Source organism: Noviherbaspirillum sp. FW303-A3 (genome assembly GCF_058788695.1).
The window spans coordinates 1731720-1746268 of record NZ_JBYTAZ010000001.1 but is presented as its reverse complement, the minus strand read 5'-3'; the positions used below and the strand labels follow the sequence as shown (position 1 = coordinate 1746268).

The following is a 14549-nucleotide window of genomic DNA, read 5'->3' as shown; positions in this document are numbered from 1 at the left end:
TATATTAAGTTGTATAGACAACTTACGCAATACTGGCATTAATTGACAATACAAATTAATTCCATAAAATCGATAAACGTTGACGAGAGGGCGGCATGAAGGACGCACAGGAAAGCGCGGAAGAAAGCCAGGAGGAGCGGGTTCCCGCGTTCCTGCATATCAAGAACTACCTGCTGGAGCAGATCCAGGCGGGGCATTGGAAGGAAGGCGACGCCATTCCATCGGAGCAGGCGCTGGCGAAGCAGTTCGGCGTCTCGCGCATGACCGTGAACCGGGCGGTGCGCGAATTGACCGACGAACAGATCCTCAGCCGCATCCAGGGATCGGGCACCTATGTCGCCCAGCACAAGTACCAGGCGACGCTGGTCGAGATCAAGAGCATCGCCGAGGAAGTCCGTGCGCGCGGTCACCGCCATCGCAGCGAGCTGCACCTGCTGGAACGCAGCAAGGCGAACGAGCAGCTGGCGCTGCCTTTCAACGTGAAGCCCGGCCATCCGCTGTTCCACTCGGTGATCGTGCATTTCGAGAACGACATTCCGATCCAGGTCGAGGACCGCTGGGTGAATCCGGACGTCGCGCCGGATTACATGCAGCAGGATTTTTCAGCGATCACGCCGAACGAATACCTGATGGCGGCCGCGCCGCTGCAGGGGGTGAACTACAGCATCGAGGCATTGAGTCCGCCGCGCGAGATTGCGGACATGCTGCACATGACGGTGAAGGAACCGTGCCTGGTGCTGAAGCGCAGGACGCTGTCGAAGGGGGAGGTCGCGTCCGTGGCGACGATGTGGCATCCGGGCGGGCGGTATCAGTTTGCGGGGAGTTTCTAAGACATGGATGGAAACGCATCCGCGCTTCCATATGCACTGGCGCAGTGTGTTCAAGAGCGTGTCTGAACGGAGTGCCGCCATAGGCAGATACATCGCCGCGCACAATAAAAAACCTGAGCCCTTCGTCTGGACCGCAAAGGCCAATGACATCCTGCAAAAAGTCATTCGCGCCAACCGTCGCAGCCCAAAGAAAACCAGGCACTACACTATGATGTCGGCGAGCAATGCGAAGCCGGCACCGATGAGCAATGCACCGGCAACATGGCTCAGGCGCTCTCCGCCGGGAACGAGTTTTTCGACCAGCACATACACGGCGAGCGCAATGATCCACCAGAGGTTCATCAGGCCGCCAATAAAGAGCAGCAGCATCAGCCCCCAGCAGCAGGCCACGCAATAGAGTCCATGTTGCGCGCCCATGCGCAACGCACCCACATGACCACCATGCCAGTGAGCGACAAGGAAATCCAGCGGTGAACGACAGAGCCGCAGGCAAGCCCGCTTGAGGGGCGTGAACTGGTAGACGCCGGCACCAAGGAGCAGCAACGCGCTCAGCCACGTGTTATCCGACTCCATCATGGGCGACAGCCACTCCGCCCATTCCAGCAGGAATTGTGCAAGCAGGGCCAACAGGCTGAACGCGCCCCACACGGCGACGTAACCCGAGGCGAACAGCGCGGGGCCGGAGCGCGGGGCAGAAGGGCTGCGCCGCGCGACGGTCGCGTAAAGCAGGATCGCCGGCGCGGCGCTGGGCAGCATCATGGCCATCATCATTACCAGCCACATGACGAACATGAGCAAGGCATGGCCGGCCGTCCAGGGCCAGATGCTCATCGGCATGCTCATGCCGCCCATCTCCTGCATGGTGCCCGCGCCTGTCAGGATATAGGTCCAGGAAAGCAAGATGACTACTGCGAGGCCCGCGAGCGTGATCTGACGCTCACGCCGGAGCACGCGATCGAGCAAGGCGGCGGTCATGGGAACACGAGGGTCAGGCCGCTACGCCTTCAGGCGTCTGCACGACATGCGCCAGCGTGCTGTGCGATCCATCGCTGTCGAACGGAATGTCGGCGCTACTGTGGATCGTGGCCGAAGCCACCTCTCCGAGGCGGTGCTCGAATCCTTCCGGCATCATCACCTGGATGCGATGCGGCAGGCCGGTAACCGGGTTCTTGATCGGTTCAGTGCTCGATTCAAGTGCGTCGGGAATCAGTACCCTTGCTGTACGCGCGTCCTGGTCGAACGAAAATTCCACCGGTGCGAATATCGGGTTATGCATCTTCGTTACGATCAGGCTGAAGATGTGGAAGAGCGTTCCCTCGGCCGAATGTTTTCCTGACATGATCTGGAACAGCGCATCACGCTGCTCTGGCGTCGCGCTTTGATCGACAATCGGCTGCGCTTCGCCGTTTCCCTCATGCAATGGGCCGGGGAATCGGACTGTGACAAAGAAGCTGAGACCGTCCAGCCGAACTTGTTCAAAATGCCCCTTGCCAATGCGCATGCCAAGGAAGCCTTTGCATTCGCCGTGTGTAGGCGGTGCATTGAAGTCGCATGGGCAACCCCATGCACAAATGCAACTCTTGATCCATTCGCCTTCAAGGCGCCAGTCTGCTCGGGCCATGTTTGCCTCCTTATTTTCAAGCAGCTGCAGATTGAATGCGACCGCCGACGCAGATGATCCATGCGCCAAGGTCGCGCCTGAGTTGAAAAGTGAAGCCAGCATTCAGTATAGGACGGCCATCAGGGAATTGAAGCGTTTCTGACTACGATGCGCAATGGCCCCACAGTGGGAATCTATATCATCAATTTACGCTACGGGAGCGTCCTTCCCAATAGGGGCGGCGCAAGACGTTTTTCTGCAGCCCTCCTTGCCGGGGCGCTTGACGGCCAGCAATAGTCCGCCGCGCGAGATTGCGGACATGCTGCACATGACGGTGAAGGAACCGTGCCTGGTGCTGAAGCGCAGGACGCTGTCGAAGGGGGAAGTGGCATCGGTAGCGACCATGTGGCATCCGGGTGGGCGGTATCAGTTCGCAGGCAGCTTCTAGACCCCGACATAGCTATGCCAGACATCAGGCGCAGCACGCAACGCCTCCGAACTTCCCGACCACACCACCTTCCCGCGTTCGATCACGGTATGCGTATCCGCAAGCCTGATCAGCCGCAAGTTTCTGGGTTACGAGCTCTATATAACCGGGAAAGGCGAGGTCAGGCGGGCGGTGTCGAGGAAAGCACTGGAGACGTTTCGGCAAAAGATCAGGGATCTGGTGGACGCAGCATGAGCGAGGTGATCGACGGCATTACGGTGGAGGGATTGATCGACACGGGCGCTTCTTCCATTGCCATGAGCCCGGACGTGGCGCGCCAGCTCGGCATCGACCGGCTTCCCGCGCAGGCGGGCAGTGTGCAGACGGCCAACGGCGCGATCACGGCGAGCCATGTCGTGGTGCCCTCGGTCACCGTGTCCGGCATCACCCTGCGCGACGTGCGCATCGCCATTGGCGTCACCGGAGAAACGCTGATCGGCATGAGCTTCCTCGGCCGTCTCCAGCTGCGCATGGGCAGCGGCACCATGTCAATGTCGCACTGAGTTTGCCGTCTTCGACAGATAAGGACTGATGGCCCGCGCGGCGACGGAGACGCTGTCACCCATGCGCAAATGCATGACCTCGTCTTCCGAGGCGACCACATCGATGACTTCCTGGCCGATCAGCAGCGTGACGACATGGACGACGTCTTCCCGCCGGATGTCCAGCACTTGCGCATGCAGGTTCAGCCTGCCGGAAAGCCGCTTCTGCAGGAAGACTTCCCGCGGCGTGCCGGATTCGACAATGCGGCCGCCCTCCAGCCGCAATACTTTCCCGGACAGCTTGAACACCTCGCCCAGCTCGTGGCTCACCATGATGGTGGTCAGGCCGAAGCGCCGGTGCAGCGATGCCAGCTCATCCTGCAACTGGCTGCGCATGGAGATGTCCAGCGCAGACAGGGCTTCGTCGAGCAGCAGCAGCGCCGGCTTGCGCGCAATCGCCCGCGCCAGGGCCACGCGCTGCTTCTGGCCGCCGGACAGGGTGGACGGTATCCGGTCGTGCAGCTTGTGCAGGCCGGTGAGTTCGAGCAGCTCATCCACCCAGCGCCGGTCGTCGCGCGGCACGGCATAGGCGATGTTCTCCCGGACGGACAGGTTGGGAAACAGCGCATAGTCCTGGAAGACGAAGCCGATCGCACGCTGCTGCGGCGGGAGGTTGATGCGGCGGTCCGCATCGAACCATGCCGCGCCATCCACGACAATGCGCCCGCGTTCCGGTTGCACCAGTCCAGCGAGCATGCGCAGGACGGTGGTCTTGCCTGCGCCCGAGGGGCCGAACAGAGTGACGAAGCTTTTGCTTTCGATGCGCGCCTCCACGTCCAGTTGCAACGGTCCGCTGGCGCTGCCGAGCCGCATGCCGAGGGAAAATTCGATCATCTCAGCCCGCCTTCAGCAGTTTCTTGTTCATCACATACACCGTCAGCAGGATGGCGAAGGTGATGGCGAACAGGACCAGCGCATAGAAGTTGGCGGCGGCATAGTTCAGGCTTTCCACTTCATCGTAGATCGCAATCGACGCCACCTTGGTTACGCCGGGGATGTTCCCGCCGATCATCAGGATGACGCCGAACTCGCCGACCGTATGCGCAAAGCTCAGGACCGCGCCCGACAGCAGCGCCGGCTTGATGTTCGGCAGGAGCACGCGGAAGAGTGTGTAACTGTCGGATTTGCCCAGCGTACGGGACGCTTCGACCAGCGATCCCGGCAATCCCTGGAATCCGGACTGGATCGGGTGCACCATGAACGGCAGGCTGAAGATCACCGACCCCACCACCAGGCCGGCAAAGCTGAACACGAGCCGGATGTTGAACCATTGTTCCAGCCACTGCCCGAACGCATTCTGCGGGCTGAAGGCAAGCAGCAGGTAGAAGCCGAGCACGGAGGGCGGCAGCACCAGCGGCATGCTGACCAGGGTTTCGATCACCGGCTTGAGGCGCGTGCGCGTGTGGGCGATCCAGTATGCGAGCGGAATGCCGATGACGAACAGGATCAGCGTCGTGATCGCGGCAAGGCGGAAGGTGAGCAGCAGCGGCTGCCAGTCGTGGCTCATGGCGTCTCCTCCGCCAGCAGCGTCATTTCGTTGGCCTTGACCAGGCCCTCGACCGTGTCGCCGGTCTTGAGGTCGAGTGCGTGCGAGGAGCGCGTGGTAATGACCGATTCCAGCCTGCGTCCCGCGAAGTCCAGCATCACCCGTGTCAGCAGTTTGCCGCGCTCGATGTCCGTCACCGTGCAGGGAAGGCGGTTGCGCATGCTGATCATGCCGGACAGGTTCTTCGCGAGCGATACTTCGGTTTCCTTGAACAGCAGCGTGACCGGCATGCCGGGCGTCCAGCCGGAAACCTCCTCGCTGGCGCCGATCAGCGTGGCGGTGAAGCGATGATTTCCCACATCGACATCGACCAGCGCGATGCTGCCGTGGACGTCAAGCGCGTGAATGTGTCCGGGAAGTCGGTTCATGGCAACTGGTAGCCGTAGCGTTCGAGGATGGCGCGCGATTTCGCCGCCAGCACGAAGTCGTGGAACTGCCGGGCCAGCTTCGGATTGTTCTGCTGGCCATGCTTCAGGATCACGATGCCCTGCGCGATCGGCTGGTAGGATTCCTTCGGCAGGTCGATCCATTTTCCCTGGCCCTGCATTTCCGGCGAGACGACGACGGACTTCGCGGTGAAGCCCGCATCGGCGGCGCGCGAGTGGATGTATTGGTTGGTCTGCGAGATGCTTTCGCCGAACACGAATTTCGCGGCCAGCGACTCATCCAGCTTGTAGTGCGCGAGCGCCTTCATCGTCTCCCGCCCGTACGGCGCCGTCCTGGGATTGGCGACGGCGATCTTCGCGACGGCAGGGCCGGCGAGCACGCTGCGCCAGTTGGCAAGATCGATCTCCTTCATGGTCCAGAGCACCAGCGTGCCGTAGGCATAGACCTTCGGCGGCGCGGCGGCATGTCCTTCCTTGTGCAGCTTCTCCGGATATTCCATGTCGGCGGACAGGAAGACATCGAAGGGTGCGCCGTTCATGATCTGCGCCGCGAATTTTCCGGAGGAGTTGTAGACCGGTTTCAGCGTGTGGCCGGTTTCCTTCCTGAACGCCTCCTGTATGTCGTCGAAGGCGTACTGCACGTTGGCCGAGACCGCCACGGTCAGCGTGTCCGCGGCGGCGGCGGTGCACAGCGCGAAGAGCAGGGGAGCGGCAAGCATCCTCATCGATGGAGTCCTTTTCAGTACGCCGGCACGCCGAGGATGACGTGCGAGGCATTGAAGATCGCGGTGGCCGGCTTTCCTTCGGCCAGTCCCAGTTCGTCCGCGCTGTCGTTGCTGATGATGGCGCAGACGGTCGTGCCGCCCGCCAGCTGGATTACGACTTCGGCATTGACCGCGCCGCGCTGCAGCTTGACCACGGTGCCTGACAGGCGGTTCTGTGCCGACAGGCGGAGATTTTCGGTGGCCACCATGACCCACGGCGCCTTGATCAAAGCAACAACTTCCGAGCCCGGACGCAGGTCGAGATGGCGCGTGCTTTCCTGCGTGATCACGGCGACGATGCGGTCGCCGCCCTGCAGCTCGACGACGACTTCGTCGTTGACGGCGCCGCTGCGGATGTCGGCGACCTTGCCGTAGAACTGGTTGCGCGCGCTGGTTTTCATGTTGAGCCGCCGGAGCAGTTGATAGGTGCCGGTAAAGTCGTCGATGTTTTCCCCGAGCGAGTGCAGGAAACGCTGGTGCTCGTCCTCGATGATCCGGAAGGCGGCAACCAGCCGTTTCCCGCGTTCGGTCAACCGTGTGCCGCCGCCGCCCTTGCCGCCGGTCACGCGTTCCACCAGCGGTTCGCCGGCAAGGTTGTTCATTGCATCGACTGCATCCCACGCCGCCTTGTAGCTCATGCCCATGCTTTTCGCCGCCTGGCTGATCGAGCCGGTCTCGGCAATCTTCTGCAGCAGGTCGACGCGGCCATGCCCGGCGAGATTGCTTTCATCCCGGGCAATCCACAGGCGGCCTTCGAGGTGCATCTTGTTGGAAGAGGGCATGGAAAGTCGTTGTTCAAGCGTTATATATTGGATGATATAACGCTTGGCCTAGGCTTGCCATACTCCAATCGGACTATGGCTTATTGGCAGGAATGCATGAGCGCGATTTGTTGCATGCAGGCGAGTGCATCCGGTAGCGTTCGACCGCTATAATTCCTCCCGCCCTGTTTATTGCCACGCCCATGATCGACCCAGCAGATTCCCGCACGCTCCCATTGCAAAAGCCGACACGGGTGCATTTTACGACCGACGCACGGATCTATACCGTGGTGCTCGACCAGGACTTGCTCGGGGATTGGAGATTGTCGCAGTCCTGGCTGTCCAGGAATGGCAAGCGCGGCGCGAAATCCCAGCTCGTGGAAAACTTCGCGCAGGGAATGGCGATGCTGGAAAAGCTCGCCAGGAACCGTTTGCCGGATCCCGGAACGGCGTCCTGAAGACGCCTTACATCAGGATGATGTCGTACTGCTCCTGGTGGTACAGCGTCTCCACCTGCAGCGAAATCGGCTTGCCGATGAAGTCGCCCAGCATCGCCAGGTGCTGGGATTCCTCTTCCAGGAACATGTCGACCACCACCTGCGAGGCAAGGATGCGGAATTCGCGCGGATTGAACTGCTTGGCCTCGCGCAGCAGTTCGCGCAGGATTTCGTAGCAGACGGTGCGCGCGGTCTTGACCTGACCCTTGCCCGCGCAGGCCGGGCACACTTCGCACAGGATATGCGCCAGCGACTCGCGCGTGCGCTTGCGCGTCATTTCCACCAGTCCAAGCTGCGAGAAGCCCGACACCGATACCTTCGTCCGGTCGCGCGACAGCGCCTTGTTCAGCTCGGCCAGCACGGCATTGCGGTGCTCGACATTCTCCATGTCGATGAAGTCAAGGATGATGATGCCGCCGAGGTTGCGCAGCCGGAGCTGGCGCGCGATCGCATGCGCCGCTTCCAGGTTGGTCTTGAAGATCGTGTCGTCGAAGTTGCGGCCGGTGACATAGCTGCCGGTATTGACGTCGATGGTCGTCATCGCCTCGGTCTGGTCGATGATCAGGTAGCCGCCGGACTTGAGGTCGACACGGCGTCCCAGCGCGCGCTGGATTTCCTCTTCCACGCCGTACAGGTCGAACAGCGGACGCTCGCCGGTGTAATGCACCAGCTTCGCCAGCACGGACGGCGTGTAGGCATTGCCGAATTCCTGCAGCTTCTGGAAGTTTTCGCGCGAGTCGACCTGGATGGTCGAGGTATTGTCGTTGACGAAGTCGCGCAGCACGCGCTGGGCCAGGTTCAGATCCTGGTACAGCAGCGTCGGCGCCGGCCTGGTGCGTGCCTGCTGGGTAATGTTGGCCCAGGTCTTGCGCAGGTAGTCGACGTCCATCTGCAAGTCGGCATCGGATGCATCCTCGGCCATGGTGCGGATGATGAATCCGCCTTTTTCCTCGGGCGGCAGCAGTTTCTGTACCTTGGATTTCAGGGCTTCGCGGTCGACTTCGTTCTCGATGCGCTGCGAAATGCCGATGTGCGAATCCTGCGGCAGGTAGACCAGCATGCGGCCCGCAATGGAAATCTGCGTCGACAGGCGCGCGCCCTTGGTGCCGATCGGGTCCTTGATCACCTGCACCATCACCGACTGGCCGTCATAGAGCAGCTTTTCGATCGGCGCCGGCATCGTGTTGGAGTTGTCGTGCGGACGGGCTTCCCAGATATCAGCCACGTGCAGGAAGGCGGCGCGTTCCAGCCCGATGTCGATGAAGGCCGACTGCATGCCGGGCAGCACCCGCACCACCTTGCCGAGGTAGACGTTGCCGGCGAGGCCGCGCGACAAGGTTCGTTCGATGTGGAGTTCCTGTACTGCGCCTTGGAGGATCAATGCAACCCGCGTTTCCTGCGGAGTGATGTTGATGAGGATGTCTTCGCTCATAAAGTCGGGATACCGGCTTGATTTAATAGTTGTGCGGTCTCGTAAAGCGGCAGGCCCATGATCCCCGTGTAGCTGCCGGCGATGTCCTTGACGAACACCGCCGCGATGCCCTGGATGCCGTAGCCGCCGGCCTTGTCGTAAGGCTCGGACGTGGCGCAGTAGGCACGCATCATGTCTTCGGTCAGGGGCGACAAGGTCACCTCGGAGGTCTGCGTCTGCTGGAAGGTTTCACCGTCCCGGTGCAAGGCGACGCTGGTGATCACCTGGTGCGCGCGGCCCGAGAGGGTGCGCAGCATGTCCATGGCCTCGGTCTCGTTGGCCGGCTTGCCAAGGATGCGGCCGTCGACGACGACTGTGGTGTCGGCCGCAAGCACGGGGCGCAGCGGAAGTCGGCGGGCCATCATGATCTTCCATGCCTGTTCGGCCTTCTCGTGCGTCACGCGCACCACATAGTCTTCCGCCTTCTCGTTCGGCAGCACTTCCTCGCTGACATCCGGGCCGCGCGGACCTTCGCCGCGCAGCAGCAGCAGTTCGAACTCGACGCCGATCTGGCGCAGGAGTTCGCGGCGGCGGGGACTCTTGGAAGCGAGGTAGATCTTGTTGTCTGCCGGTTTCATTGGAATTGTCAAACCCTGTGGTACGGATGGTTCTGCGTGATCGACCACGCGCGGTATAGCTGTTCGGCAAGCAGGACGCGCACCATTCCATGGGGGAGCGTCAGGCTCGAAATGCGGATCAGCATGTCCGCGGACGCCTTGAAACCTGCGTCCAGCCCGTCAGCGCCGCCTATCACGAATGTAACATCACGCCCGTCTTGTTGCCACTGCGTCAGCAGCTGCGAGAGTTGCACCGTCGTAAGGTCCTTGCCGCGCTCGTCGAGGGCGACGATGCGCGAGCCTTTCGGGATCGCCGCCTCGATCTTGCCGCGCTCCAATGCCATGACCGTTTCGGCAGTCTTGCTGCCGGAACGTTCTACTGGCTTGATTTCCTTGAGGAGGATGCGGCACTCCGGCGGCATGCGCTTCGCATATTCGCCGAACCCGTCTTCGATCCAGGCAGGCATCTTGTGGCCTACCGCGGCGATGATGAGCTGCATGGCAGCTTATTTTGCGGTCGTGCGCTTGGCGGCAGTCTTCCTTGGCGCTGCGGTCTTGGTGGCGGCGACCTTCACGGTCTTGCCGACAGGGGCCTTGGCTGTCTTGGCAGCGGTTTTCCGGGCAGTGGTGGTTTTCGTTGCAGCCGTCTTGGTGGCCGTGGTCTTCCGGGCGGCGGTCTTGCGCGCCGGCTTCTTCGGCTCGTCGTCGTCCAGCGTGGTCTGGCTGGCGGCGATGTGCGTGGAACGCTTGCGCGGTGCGGGTTCGGCATCAGCGGCAGCGGCCGTCTTCTTGGAAGTACGCTTTGCAGCGCCGAACTTCACTTCCTTGTCGCCCCAGATTTCCTCGAGGCGGTAGTAGTCGCGGATCGCCGGCTGCATGATGTGCACGACCATGTCGCCGAGGTCGACCAGCACCCATTCGCCGGTCTCTTCGCCTTCGATGCTGACGATGTTGCCGCCCTTTTCCTTGACCTTGTCGCGCACCGAGGCGGCGAGCGCCTTGGTCTGGCGATTGGAAGTGCCGGAAGCGATGGCCAGGCGGTCGAACATGCTGGTCAGATGGACAGTGTCGTAGATGCGGATGTCCTGTGCTTTTACGTCTTCAAGGGCGTCGATGACGGTGGATTGCAGTTTTTTGATGTCCATTAGTTTCTGTAGAGATGGTGTTGTTGTATATAGTCTAGCACCCCGGCTGGGATCAGCGAGGTCACATCGCCGCCCTGTTCAAGGCCGGCGCGGATTTGCGTGGCCGAAATGTCGACCGCAAGGTTGGTGGCGATGTAGGTCAATCCCTTCGGCGTGCTACGGATTTGTTCCGGCGTGGCTGCCCGCCGCGCAAACTCACGGGCGACTTCCGGCGCGATCGTGGCGCCCGCGATGCCATATCCCGGGCGCGATGCGGCGCACAGGTGGGCGAGGTCGAACAGCATCTGCCACTCCTTCCATGTTTGCAATTTTTGCAACTGATCCGCGCCCATCAGGAAGACGATCGATACGTCCGGTCCAAGTTCCTGCCGCAGGGCGCGCAGCGTATCGATGCTGTAGGTGGCGCCGCCGCGCCGGATTTCCTGTTCGTCGATTGCCACCGGTACGGCAAGATGCCGGAAGGCGAGGCGGGCCATTTCCACGCGATGCGCCGGCGCTGTCTGCAGCCCTTCCTTTTGCCAGGGCTGCCCGGCGGGGATGATGCGCATTTCATCCGGCACCAGCAGCCGCGCGAAGTAGCCGGCGAGGGCGACATGGCCGTTATGGACGGGATCGAAGCTTCCGCCCAGGACGGCAATGCAGCGCGTTGCAGTCACACCCATTCCCGCGGCTTGAGGAAGTCGGTGTACAGCTTCGCCTCCGGGGTGCCGGCCTCGGGTTTCCAGTCATAGCGCCACTTCACGACCGGCGGCATGGACATCAGGATGGATTCGGTGCGGCCGCCCGACTGCAGGCCGAACAGCGTGCCGCGGTCGAACACCAGGTTGAACTCGACATAGCGCCCCCGGCGATAGGCCTGGAAGTCGCGTTCGCGTTCGCCGTAGGGCGTGTCCTTGCGTTTCTGGAGGAGCGGCACATAGGCATCGATGAAGCGGTCGCCGACGCTCCTGATCATTGCAAAGCTTTGTTCAAAGCCGAGCGCATGGAAATCGTCGAAGAAGATGCCGCCCACGCCGCGCGGTTCCTGCCGGTGCTTCAGGTAGAAATAGTCGTCGCACCATTTCTTGAAGCGCGGATGCAGGTCGCTGCCGAAAGGTGTCAGCGCATCCTTGCAGGCCTGGTGAAAGTGCTTCGCGTCTTCTTCGACACCGTAGTAGGGCGTCAGGTCCATGCCGCCGCCGAACCACCAGACCGGCTCTTCGCCTTCCTTGGTGGCGGTGAAGAAGCGCACGTTCATGTGCGAGGTCGGCGCATACGGATTGCGCGGATGGAGCACCAGCGACACACCCATCGCTTCCCAACTGCGACCGGCGATTTCCGGGCGGTTGGCTGCCGCGGTCGGCGGCAGGCTGCTGCCGCTCACATGCGAGAAGCCGATGCCGCCGCGTTCCAGCACGTTGCCTTCTTCGAGGATGCGCGAGATGCCGCCGCCATTGATCGGGCTGGTGCCATGCGGGCGCTCCCACTGGTCGATGATGAATTGCTTGCCGTCGACCTGTTCAAGGGCGGCGACGATGCGCTTCTGCAGGTCGAGCAGGTAGGTTTTGACGGATTCGGGGGAGGTAGTCATGGGATGCTTCGGGAGGAGACGATTCGGGCGATTTTACCCCGGCATGGCGGAGGAAACTGGGCGCTCCCTTCTCCCGTAGACGGGGCGGAGGCGGGGTTTCGCAAAGCATGCTTTGCGCCGCCAGAGCCGGATTGGCTTGCAAGCCAATCCGTGGGGCCCGGAGGGAGGGTTGGGAAAGGGCGGCTTTACTGTTCGTGCCGCTTCAGCGCGCGCCAGCCGATATCGCGACGGAACTGCGCGCCGTCGAACCGGATGTCGTCCACCACGTCATAGGCATGCTTCTGCGCAATGCGTACGCTGTCGCCGAGGCCGACCACGCACAGCACGCGTCCGCCCGACGTCATCAGTTTGCCGCCCGCCATCGTTGTGCCGGCATGGAAGGTCACGCAATCCGGTGTCTCGGCGGGGATGCCGGTGATCACATCGCCCTTGCGCGGCGCATCCGGATAGCCGCCCGCGGCCATCACAACGCCCAGCGCGGTGCGGCGATCCCATTCCAGCTCTACTTCGTCCAGCGTGCCGTTGACCGCATGTTCCATCACACCGACGAAGTCGGTTTTCAGACGGGCCATGATGGGCTGGGTTTCCGGGTCGCCCATGCGGCAGTTGAATTCCAGCGTCTTCGGATTGCCCTTGGCATCGATCATCAGGCCGGCGTACAGGAAGCCGGTGTAGGGAATGCCGTCCTTCTGCATGCCGAGCACGGTCGGATTGATGATCTCGCGCATCACGCGGGCGTGCAGCGAAGGCGTGACGATCGGGGCCGGCGAGTAGGCGCCCATGCCGCCGGTGTTCGGGCCTTCGTCGTTGTCCTTCAGGCGCTTGTGGTCCTGGCTGGTGGCCAGCGGCAGGACGTGCTTGCCGTCCACCATGACGATGAAGCTGGCTTCTTCACCGGCAAGGAATTCCTCGATCACGACGCGCGCGCCGGCATCGCCGAGCTTGTTGTCCGACAGCATCATGTCGACGGCGGCGTGCGCTTCGTCGACTGTCATCGCCACCACGACGCCCTTGCCGGCTGCAAGGCCGTCGGCCTTGATCACGATCGGGGCGCCTTTCTGGTTGATGTACTTGCGTGCTGCAGCGGCATCCGAGAAGGTCTGGTAGTCGGCGGTCGGGATGCGGTGGCGCTTCATGAAGGCCTTGGCGAAATCCTTGGAACTCTCCAGCTGGGCGGCTTCCTTCGTCGGGCCGAATACCTTCAGACCCTGCTCACGGAAAATATTGACGATGCCGGCAGCCAGCGGCGCTTCGGGGCCGACGACGGTCAGGGCAATGTTTTCCTTCATTGCGAATTGCGCCAGCCAGGCCGGATCGGTGATGTCGACGTTCTGCAGGCGCGGGTCGGACGCGGTGCCGCCATTGCCCGGAGCAACATAAACCATTTGAATGCGCTCGGATTGCGCGAGCTTCCAAGCCAGGGCATGTTCGCGGCCGCCTGAACCGACTACCAGAATTTTCATGGAGATATCGAAACGTTGGGGGGAATGCAGCAATTCAATCCTGCATTCCCCAATTTACTTGTGAAACGGGTAAAACGAAAGCCAGACTTCGACAGATATTGCTCTATCTTATTCTTCGATCACGGCGTTGGTGTAGACCTCTTGCACGTCGTCGAGATTCTCCAGCGCGTCCAGCAATTTCTGCATCTTGACGGCGTCGTCGCCGGTGAAGACGGTCTCGGTGGACGGCTTCATCACGATTTCGGCCATTTCGGCCTTGAAGCCGGCCTTTTCCAGCGCGTCCTTGACCGCGGAGTAATCGTTCGGGGCGGTAATCACTTCGATGCCGCCTTCCTCGTCGGTCACGACGTCCTCGGCGCCGGCTTCGAGCGCCGCTTCCATCAGCTTGTCTTCATCGGTGCCCGGGACGAAAAACAGCTGGCCGCAATGCTTGAACAGGAAGGCCACCGAACCTTCGGTGCCCATGTTGCCGCCGAACTTGCTGAAGGCATGACGCACTTCGGCAACGGTACGGACGCGGTTGTCGGTCATGCAGTCGACGATGATCGCGGCGCCGTTGATGCCGTAGCCTTCGTAACGGATTTCTTCGTAGTTCGCGCCTTCCAGGCCGCCGGTGCCGCGCTGGATCGCACGGGTGACGTTGTCTTTCGGCATGTTGGCGTCCGCCGCCTTTTCCACCGCCAGGCGCAGGCGCGGGTTGCTGTCCAGCTCTCCGCCGCCCAGGCGGGCTGCAACCGTGATTTCCTTGATGAGACGCGTCCAGATCTTGCCGCGCTTGGCGTCAGCGGCGGCTTTCTTGTGCTTGATATTGGCCCATTTACTGTGTCCAGCCATGGTATTTCTTTCTTGGAAGTATTCGAGGAAGGGCGGCGGCACCGCGAGATTTGATCCAAAATAGCCGGGTGCCAGTCCGAAAACCAATCTACAATT

At 61.8% G+C, this 14549-nt stretch carries 18 protein-coding genes and 1 pseudogene; 4 read left to right on the top strand and 15 right to left on the bottom strand.

The window, feature by feature from the left end; all coding sequences use genetic code 11:
* The first annotated feature begins 95 nt into the window (after positions 1–95).
* Positions 96–830 carry a histidine utilization transcriptional repressor HutC gene (hutC, locus tag AC3WOY_RS08560; protein ID WP_492422708.1) on the top strand — a complete coding sequence of 245 codons (735 nt, stop codon included), beginning with the start codon at positions 96–98 and terminating at the stop codon, positions 828–830.
* 201 nt (positions 831–1031) lie between these two features.
* Here hutC and AC3WOY_RS08555 read toward each other — a convergent pair whose 3' ends face one another.
* Entirely contained in the window at positions 1032–1805 is a 774-nt protein-coding gene (locus AC3WOY_RS08555) for a DUF2182 domain-containing protein (RefSeq protein ID WP_492422706.1), read from the bottom strand.
* A 13-nt stretch (positions 1806–1818) separates the two neighbouring features.
* Positions 1819–2451: a DUF1326 domain-containing protein gene (locus tag AC3WOY_RS08550; protein WP_492422704.1), complete on the bottom strand. Its 633-nt coding sequence runs from the start codon at positions 2449–2451 to the stop codon at positions 1819–1821.
* 277 nt (positions 2452–2728) lie between these two features.
* Here AC3WOY_RS08550 and AC3WOY_RS08545 point away from each other — a divergent pair.
* Both AC3WOY_RS08545 and AC3WOY_RS08540 read left to right on the top strand, forming a co-directional pair.
* Positions 2729–2878 (top strand): annotated as a pseudogene (locus tag AC3WOY_RS08545) (UTRA domain-containing protein); the annotation flags it as partial.
* Between the two features lie 230 nt (positions 2879–3108).
* Positions 3109–3420: a retropepsin-like aspartic protease family protein gene (locus tag AC3WOY_RS08540; protein ID WP_492422702.1), complete on the top strand. Its 312-nt coding sequence runs from the start codon at positions 3109–3111 to the stop codon at positions 3418–3420.
* Here AC3WOY_RS08540 and AC3WOY_RS08535 read toward each other — a convergent pair.
* Genes AC3WOY_RS08535 through AC3WOY_RS08515 form a run of 5 tightly spaced genes read right to left on the bottom strand, consistent with a single transcriptional unit; the run spans position 3406 to position 6937 of the window.
* Positions 3406–4293, bottom strand: a complete 888-nt coding sequence (locus tag AC3WOY_RS08535; protein ID WP_492422700.1) for an ABC transporter ATP-binding protein — start codon at positions 4291–4293, stop codon at positions 3406–3408. The genes AC3WOY_RS08540 and AC3WOY_RS08535 overlap by 15 nt on opposite strands.
* A gap of 1 nt (position 4294) precedes the next feature.
* Complete coding sequence (modB, locus tag AC3WOY_RS08530) at positions 4295–4966, bottom strand: molybdate ABC transporter permease subunit (RefSeq protein ID WP_492422698.1); 672 nt, start codon at positions 4964–4966, stop codon at positions 4295–4297.
* Positions 4963–5373, bottom strand: a complete 411-nt coding sequence (locus tag AC3WOY_RS08525) for a TOBE domain-containing protein (protein ID WP_492422696.1) — start codon at positions 5371–5373, stop codon at positions 4963–4965. Before AC3WOY_RS08525 ends, modB begins: the two co-directional genes overlap by 4 nt.
* Positions 5370–6116 (bottom strand): molybdate ABC transporter substrate-binding protein, encoded by a 747-nt coding sequence (gene modA, locus AC3WOY_RS08520; protein WP_492422694.1) that lies wholly within the window; start codon positions 6114–6116, stop codon positions 5370–5372. Before modA ends, AC3WOY_RS08525 begins: the two co-directional genes overlap by 4 nt.
* Positions 6117–6130: 14 nt before the next feature.
* Positions 6131–6937, bottom strand: a complete 807-nt coding sequence (locus tag AC3WOY_RS08515; protein WP_492422692.1) for a TOBE domain-containing protein — start codon at positions 6935–6937, stop codon at positions 6131–6133.
* Positions 6938–7119: 182 nt separating this feature from the next.
* Here AC3WOY_RS08515 and AC3WOY_RS08510 point away from each other — a divergent pair, with 182 nt between their 5' ends.
* A complete protein-coding gene (locus tag AC3WOY_RS08510; RefSeq protein WP_492422690.1) occupies positions 7120–7374 on the top strand; it encodes a WGR domain-containing protein in 255 nt (84 codons plus the stop codon).
* A 7-nt stretch (positions 7375–7381) separates the two neighbouring features.
* Here the strand turns inward: AC3WOY_RS08510 and rng are convergent, their stop codons facing one another.
* The 8 genes from rng to AC3WOY_RS08470 form a co-directional block, all read right to left on the bottom strand.
* Positions 7382–8845 carry a ribonuclease G gene (gene rng / locus AC3WOY_RS08505; RefSeq protein WP_492422688.1) on the bottom strand — a complete coding sequence of 488 codons (1464 nt, stop codon included), beginning with the start codon at positions 8843–8845 and terminating at the stop codon, positions 7382–7384.
* Positions 8842–9462, bottom strand: coding sequence for a Maf family protein (locus AC3WOY_RS08500; protein ID WP_492422686.1), 621 nt, complete (start codon positions 9460–9462; stop codon positions 8842–8844). Before AC3WOY_RS08500 ends, rng begins: the two co-directional genes overlap by 4 nt.
* 8 nt (positions 9463–9470) lie before the next feature.
* On the bottom strand, positions 9471–9941 hold the full coding sequence (gene rlmH, locus AC3WOY_RS08495) for a 23S rRNA (pseudouridine(1915)-N(3))-methyltransferase RlmH (protein WP_492422684.1): 471 nt from the start codon (positions 9939–9941) through the stop codon (positions 9471–9473).
* Positions 9942–9947: 6 nt separating this feature from the next.
* Positions 9948–10586: a ribosome silencing factor gene (gene rsfS, locus AC3WOY_RS08490; RefSeq protein ID WP_492422682.1), complete on the bottom strand. Its 639-nt coding sequence runs from the start codon at positions 10584–10586 to the stop codon at positions 9948–9950.
* Positions 10586–11248, bottom strand: a complete 663-nt coding sequence (locus AC3WOY_RS08485) for a nicotinate-nucleotide adenylyltransferase (protein ID WP_492422680.1) — start codon at positions 11246–11248, stop codon at positions 10586–10588. The genes rsfS and AC3WOY_RS08485 overlap by 1 nt, the downstream gene beginning before the upstream one ends.
* On the bottom strand, positions 11239–12156 hold the full coding sequence (hemF, locus tag AC3WOY_RS08480; RefSeq protein ID WP_492422678.1) for an oxygen-dependent coproporphyrinogen oxidase: 918 nt from the start codon (positions 12154–12156) through the stop codon (positions 11239–11241). The genes AC3WOY_RS08485 and hemF overlap by 10 nt, the downstream gene beginning before the upstream one ends.
* A 185-nt stretch (positions 12157–12341) precedes the next feature.
* Positions 12342–13619 (bottom strand): phosphoribosylamine--glycine ligase, encoded by a 1278-nt coding sequence (gene purD / locus AC3WOY_RS08475; protein WP_492422676.1) that lies wholly within the window; start codon positions 13617–13619, stop codon positions 12342–12344.
* Between the two features lie 108 nt (positions 13620–13727).
* The gene (locus AC3WOY_RS08470) at positions 13728–14453 is read right to left on the bottom strand and encodes a YebC/PmpR family DNA-binding transcriptional regulator (protein ID WP_492422674.1); all 726 of its coding nucleotides are present in this window, start codon (positions 14451–14453) and stop codon (positions 13728–13730) included.
* Positions 14454–14549 lie beyond the last annotated feature (96 nt).

What these genes read in the sequence shown, in the direction of transcription:
- AC3WOY_RS08500 (WP_492422686.1), bottom strand. Translation starts at nt 9,462, where the DNA reads ATGAAACCGGCAGACAACAAGATCTACCTCGCTTCCAAGAGTCCCCGC.
- AC3WOY_RS08515 (WP_492422692.1), bottom strand. Translation starts at nt 6,937, where the DNA reads ATGCCCTCTTCCAACAAGATGCACCTCGAAGGCCGCCTGTGGATTGCC.
- rsfS (WP_492422682.1), bottom strand. Translation starts at nt 10,586, where the DNA reads ATGGACATCAAAAAACTGCAATCCACCGTCATCGACGCCCTTGAAGAC.
- AC3WOY_RS08510 (WP_492422690.1), top strand. Translation starts at nt 7,120, where the DNA reads ATGATCGACCCAGCAGATTCCCGCACGCTCCCATTGCAAAAGCCGACA.
- AC3WOY_RS08525 (WP_492422696.1), bottom strand. Translation starts at nt 5,373, where the DNA reads ATGAACCGACTTCCCGGACACATTCACGCGCTTGACGTCCACGGCAGC.
- rng (WP_492422688.1), bottom strand. Translation starts at nt 8,845, where the DNA reads ATGAGCGAAGACATCCTCATCAACATCACTCCGCAGGAAACGCGGGTT.
- hemF (WP_492422678.1), bottom strand. Translation starts at nt 12,156, where the DNA reads ATGACTACCTCCCCCGAATCCGTCAAAACCTACCTGCTCGACCTGCAG.
- AC3WOY_RS08540 (WP_492422702.1), top strand. Translation starts at nt 3,109, where the DNA reads ATGAGCGAGGTGATCGACGGCATTACGGTGGAGGGATTGATCGACACG.
- purD (WP_492422676.1), bottom strand. Translation starts at nt 13,619, where the DNA reads ATGAAAATTCTGGTAGTCGGTTCAGGCGGCCGCGAACATGCCCTGGCT.
- modB (WP_492422698.1), bottom strand. Translation starts at nt 4,966, where the DNA reads ATGAGCCACGACTGGCAGCCGCTGCTGCTCACCTTCCGCCTTGCCGCG.
- rlmH (WP_492422684.1), bottom strand. Translation starts at nt 9,941, where the DNA reads ATGCAGCTCATCATCGCCGCGGTAGGCCACAAGATGCCTGCCTGGATC.
- modA (WP_492422694.1), bottom strand. Translation starts at nt 6,116, where the DNA reads ATGAGGATGCTTGCCGCTCCCCTGCTCTTCGCGCTGTGCACCGCCGCC.
- AC3WOY_RS08555 (WP_492422706.1), bottom strand. Translation starts at nt 1,805, where the DNA reads ATGACCGCCGCCTTGCTCGATCGCGTGCTCCGGCGTGAGCGTCAGATC.
- AC3WOY_RS08550 (WP_492422704.1), bottom strand. Translation starts at nt 2,451, where the DNA reads ATGGCCCGAGCAGACTGGCGCCTTGAAGGCGAATGGATCAAGAGTTGC.
- AC3WOY_RS08485 (WP_492422680.1), bottom strand. Translation starts at nt 11,248, where the DNA reads ATGGGTGTGACTGCAACGCGCTGCATTGCCGTCCTGGGCGGAAGCTTC.
- AC3WOY_RS08535 (WP_492422700.1), bottom strand. Translation starts at nt 4,293, where the DNA reads ATGATCGAATTTTCCCTCGGCATGCGGCTCGGCAGCGCCAGCGGACCG.
- AC3WOY_RS08470 (WP_492422674.1), bottom strand. Translation starts at nt 14,453, where the DNA reads ATGGCTGGACACAGTAAATGGGCCAATATCAAGCACAAGAAAGCCGCC.
- hutC (WP_492422708.1), top strand. Translation starts at nt 96, where the DNA reads ATGAAGGACGCACAGGAAAGCGCGGAAGAAAGCCAGGAGGAGCGGGTT.